This window comes from Nitrososphaera sp. AFS (assembly GCF_009898475.1).
In the GTDB taxonomy this organism is placed as follows: domain Archaea; phylum Thermoproteota; class Nitrososphaeria; order Nitrososphaerales; family Nitrososphaeraceae; genus Nitrosopolaris.
Window position 1 is genome coordinate 1 of the sequence record NZ_QURE01000099.1, and the last position, 5,246, is coordinate 5,246.

The 5,246-nt window shown below is 38.0% G+C and carries 4 protein-coding genes and 1 pseudogene; 2 read left to right on the top strand and 3 right to left on the bottom strand.

Going from position 1 to position 5,246, the window contains the following annotated elements:
* Positions 1-1,017 (top strand): annotated as a pseudogene (locus tag DYY65_RS09560) (PHP domain-containing protein); the annotation flags it as partial.
* Between the two features lie 700 nt (positions 1,018-1,717).
* On the opposite strand, the gene DYY65_RS09565 reads toward DYY65_RS09560, so the two are convergent.
* Both DYY65_RS09565 and DYY65_RS09570 read right to left on the bottom strand, forming a co-directional pair.
* The gene (locus tag DYY65_RS09565; protein ID WP_441338327.1) at positions 1,718-2,137 is read right to left on the bottom strand and encodes an FAD binding domain-containing protein; all 420 of its coding nucleotides are present in this window, start codon (positions 2,135-2,137) and stop codon (positions 1,718-1,720) included.
* Complete coding sequence (locus DYY65_RS09570) at positions 2,130-2,933, bottom strand: FAD binding domain-containing protein (protein WP_162477737.1); 804 nt, start codon at positions 2,931-2,933, stop codon at positions 2,130-2,132. The genes DYY65_RS09565 and DYY65_RS09570 overlap by 8 nt, the downstream gene beginning before the upstream one ends.
* 36 nt (positions 2,934-2,969) lie before the next feature.
* Between DYY65_RS09570 and DYY65_RS09575 the strand changes: the two genes are divergently transcribed.
* Positions 2,970-3,638 (top strand): dihydrofolate reductase family protein, encoded by a 669-nt coding sequence (locus DYY65_RS09575; RefSeq protein ID WP_162477738.1) that lies wholly within the window; start codon positions 2,970-2,972, stop codon positions 3,636-3,638.
* A 236-nt stretch (positions 3,639-3,874) separates the two neighbouring features.
* Here DYY65_RS09575 and DYY65_RS09580 read toward each other — a convergent pair whose 3' ends face one another.
* Complete coding sequence (locus DYY65_RS09580) at positions 3,875-4,123, bottom strand: hypothetical protein (RefSeq protein WP_162477739.1); 249 nt, start codon at positions 4,121-4,123, stop codon at positions 3,875-3,877.
* Between the last annotated feature and the right edge of the window lie 1,123 nt (positions 4,124-5,246).

Sequence of the window (5,246 nt, forward strand, 5' to 3'; positions counted from 1 at the left end):
GGTAGTAAAGAACATGGCGTTGCTATGCGTAGAGTTGCACTTGCAAAAGGTTTTCACTTGAATGAGTGGGGAGTTTTTGACAATTCTAAAAAAATTGCTGGTTCAACAGAAGAAGAAGTGTACCAGACGTTGGATTTAGAATGGATTCCACCTGAGATGAGAGAAAACTTAGGAGAAATTACACTTGCAAAGAAGGGAGGCATGGGATTACCGAAACTAATAGAATACAATGATTTGAAAGGTGATTTGCAGGTTCACAGCGACAGCACAGACGGAACTATGTCCATTGAGGACATGGCTTTGGCCGCCAGTGAAAAATTTGGACTTCAATACATAGCCATAACAGATCATACTAAGAGTCTGAGATTAACGAATGGACTTGATGAAAGCCAACTGTTAGATCAAGCAAATAAAATTGCAGAGATAAATGACAGGATTAAGCAGGGCCAAAATAATAAACAACGGCATTTATACAACAAGCGGAATCAAACAGCCGCCGCCGTAGCATCAATAAAAAGTGATTTTCGAATCTTGTCTGCAGCAGAAGTAAATATAATGAAAGATGGATCGCTTGATATTGCAAATAATGTATTAGATAAACTTGATGTTGTGGGTGCGGCTATCCATTCTAATTTCTCGCAACCAATTGAGGTTCAGACTGATAGACTGATAAAAGCAGCTCAGAATCCTAGCGTTGATATCATATTTCATCCTACAGGTAGACGTATAAATAAAAGAGAAGGTTATCCTGTTAATATTGAGAAACTAATAGACGCTGCAAAGGATACAAGTACTATACTAGAAATTGATGCACATTATGATCGTCTTGATCTAAAGGATGAATATATAAAAATGGCTATACAAAAAGGAGTTAAACTTGTAATTGATTCTGACGCACATCATCCTGTTCATTTTGCATTTTTGAAAATGGGCATAGGTCAAGCTAGGCGTGGATGGGCACAGAAAACTGATATACTAAATTCGATGCCCATTGACCAATTCCTGAAAATGTTTTAATTAATTGCCAAATATCTAACCTAGCCTCACATACATCTCCATTTCATGATAACTGGCTATCATATCGTGTCGTCTCATAGGACTTTTTCTATCAAGAACAAGGCTAATTACACGTCTATTGTCAAATTCCATATACAATACCTCATCAATACCCATTGGAATTTGATATTCGTCTTACATATTGGACATCATTATGAGGCCTTTACCTGTCTCCAGTAATCCACTGTTGCTGTTTGTTCATATCTTCATAAGCCGTAATTAGGCTCATACGAATTATCATATTTCCTCTCCTCAAAAGATCCTTTTATTATTACTCATATTGAGCCTTCATACACAGCTTACTATAAAAAAGCTTAATGAGTCGCCAATAGTCATCGGTCCAATAAGATATTCAGTATATTGTAACTTATTGTGTACGGCCTATGGTCACTAGGTAATCACAAGCCTGTTGACTGCCACTCCACCCTAAATTTGGAATCAATATAAGAAGAAAGTTTGATTCGCAGGTCGAGATTACCGTAGACCGACTAAAGTTATGCTAATCAGGATTGAAGATGGCGACCATAGAAATAAAGAAACAGATAAGGTCTCAAATAGTCCTGATAGAAATAACAATTATCAACAAGGTTGCAGAAAATTGAAAGGAGACAGCAGATACTGACCTGTAATTTTAACACACCTAATAGTTTTTGAAAAATTTCTAAATTTGATTAAACTGTGATCTATTTCCAAGTGAGATTCCCAAATACTTGAGATTATTTCCAAGTTCTATCTGACGTGGTTCCCACCTCTTTAGAGCTCCGATTACGTCTATGTTGGATGAATTAGTAATAGAATTTGCAAGTGTTACAGCATTAGTAGCAGCCTTTAAAATCCCCGCAGATGTATGTGGACGAAGAACAAATGCAGCATCTCCCAATATACAAACTCTCACAAATGACATTCTAGGTACTGACAAATCATATATCATTTGTATGAAAGGCTCATTAGTTTGTACAACAAGTTGCCCAAAGACCTTAGGAAGAATTCTCTCTGCAATACTTTTTTGTTGTTGTACAAAATCTCTACTGACCATTCCTTGCGGTACGGCAAACTCTCTTTGTTTTCCATACCTATCTATCTGTTAACAATAACTGTAATTCATTGCCTTCAGCTACATTGTAGTACCAAACCCAGTTAAGCCGACGTTCACCATCTAATAATTCACCTGTAGGCCCTGGAATTAGGTAACAGCGAATTTGAGTATTTCTTCCATGAAAGAACGTAAACTTGTTGGCAAAGAATTGTACTACGACGATTAGTATTTTATTTTCATCTACCACTCCGCGCCAGGCAACATAACCGGCGTATTTTGGAAAAATGTTAGGAAGCAGCTGTTGGCGTACAGTAGAACTAGGACCATCAGCACCAACTAACAGATCACACCTCTCACTATGCCCACCTTCAAACTTTGCAACCACATAATCTTTATTTTGTTCAAAACTTACAAGGCTTTTTTCATTATGATATAAGTTAGATGGCAAAACATTCCTCAGCTGATTGTATATAGTGTCCCATGATGTCATCAGTTGCAGAATCTGTTCTACCAATTGTGTACTGCCATCTTGTGATAGGTACTGGCTTTTGTATGCTAGAACACTTATTGCATCTTCTGCGACTACGCCATGTTCTTTTAGAAAATCTATAAGCTCAGTTTGTACTATGAGACCAGCACCGCGATTTTTCATTGGACCTGTGGATCTTTCATAAACCTCTACATCGCAGTTTATGCAGCGCAAGGCTAAAGCAGTACTCAGACCACCGAATGAACCTCCTACAACTAACGCACGAATGTCCATATGATTTAATTGCTGATTTCTGTTAACGGTAATACGTATTATTGCAAACAGTAATACGTTACTACAAGCCGCCAACACCTTTTTATATTGCAGAAATTCTGGAAAGAGGAATAAATGAGAAAGCTAATTGTCCTATCTTTTATCTCTCTTGACGGCGTGATGCAGGCTCCAGGCGGTCCTGAAGAAGATCGTACGGGAGGGTTCAAGTACGGAGGTTGGATGTTCGGTTACTCTGATGACTTTCTTCTCAAAGTGATGGTCAAACAGATGGGTAAACCCTTTGATTTGTTGCTTGGGAGAAAAACGTATGAGATATTTGCAGCTTACTGGCCGAAAGTGAATACTAGCGAAAATCCATTTGCAACCAGAATTAATAACGCCAAGAAATATGTAGTCTCAAGGACGCTTACAAAGCTTGACTGGAACAATTCCCAACTGATCGAAGGCGACGTCTGGAATGAAATTAAAAAAATAAAGGAACAGGACGGACCAGAAATACAGGTTCATGGCAGTGGTAACCTTATCCAGATGCTTTTGAAATATGACTTGGTTGACGAACTCTGGCTAAAGGTATTTCCAATCACTCTAGGCGTTGGCAAAAGATTGTTTGCAGAAGGCACGATTCCATCTGGATTCAAACTTCTTGAAAGCGAGCTTTCACCAAGTGGAGTCATCATCGCCTCGTATGAGTGTGCAGGGGAAGTTGAGACAGGGTCGTTTGGACTAGATGCCCCGAGCGAGGCAGAACTTGCTCGTCGCAAACGGCTGAAGGAAAAGCGGTAAAACAGCCTCCCTACTTGAGTGACACCTTTTATTTCATCATTGGCATGAGCGGATAACAATATATTGATTAATACGGCATCAGTGGTACATTCTCAATGGTTTTACATTGCCCTGGTTACAGTGAACATTAACTGTAGTACTTACAGAGATGAGTAACAGTTAACTAATGGAGGTCATGTATTTTTCATCTATTGCCACATTTAATAGCTAGCTAGTTTTAATCTGCTATTTGATTGTCAAAAACAAGTATCTAATTTTATCGCAAGAACTGTGGATATCATGGCATGATACCATCTACTATCATCTTCGTATGATGTGTGGGATAGTTTAGCACAAACTTTCATCTGTGCAATATTGTCTTCAACAGCCTTATATTTTCTAAGTACTATAGGAACAGATATGTTTGAAAACATAGTATACGCAGGTCTTGGATTTGCAGCAGCATTTCTTGCGTTGGTATTGGCATGGCACTTTACAGCCTGCAAGATACATAACAGATCATTCAAGCCTTGTTTCTATAAGCAAGTTGGCTTATTAAAATAGTGAGGACTAACCATGACTTAGTTGGTTTGTATATGCTACAACTCAAAGTCTGCTCAGTTTGTATAATACTCGCGAGGCATAATCCAGACCGGGCCATGTGTATTGGCTAGTAGAGCACACATGGCCTATAGATTTTCTATACACAATCTCATTAACTGGCTATCGCTTGTTTGTTTGTTGTGGGCAGGGAGGAAGTTGTTTCGAAATGGCAACAATCTGTCATTCTTGAATCAGTACCATATCGTGCTTTCATTTCTGCTGTTATATGATTAGACTAAGGATTGGTTCTTAATAGCTGTTTTCATAGCCTTTATTGCTTATTCAACACTATTACGACTGCAGGTATAGAAAACGTACCAATGTGTATTAAGGGAAGGGGATCTCACAATTGCTACGATTAGTTAGATTTCAATTATCCCCAAATAGTCCATGATACCATCAACAGTAAATATGATCGAATTATTGACACGTCCATATGAAGTAACATTAGATGGACTTTCTTTCACCTGCTTCATTCCAAGCTTTAAGGTCCACCTCCAGAAATATGGATTCATAGTTCTTTGCAACAGCAATCCATTTCTTTAATTCTTTCTGCCAATCAACACCATTTTCAGCATTAGTTATTAGGGTATTCTCAAATGCATCAACAAATCTTGTATAGTGATCTCCTACTTTAGTTACTGCTCTAAAAGTCTCATCTTCCTTTAAACCGATTGCAATCTTTATTAGTATAAATACAAATTAATGGGTTTGAAGATTTGTTCATATAATCTAGTTCTGTTTTGACCTTTACCTTGGAATCTATTGTCGTAACCTGGTATTATTATGTTACGCCTGGGACGGTCTTTTTTATATCACCTACTTCAGCATGATCATGCTTCTGACATAGTCTCAGGACTGGAAAATTTCAGAATAATGGTGCGGACAGATAGGACTCTTCATTTTACAGTGTTCCAAATCAAATGTGCGATGTTCAACTTTAGAGTATTGACTGATTACAAGACAAAATAAAAAAAAGAAAGAGCATTTATTCAATTACTACTTTGCCGCTGCATCTACCGCGTA

Coding starts and splice junctions, on each gene's coding strand:
- DYY65_RS09575 (WP_162477738.1), top strand. CDS start 2,970: ATGAGAAAGCTAATTGTCCTATCTTTTATCTCTCTTGACGGCGTGATG.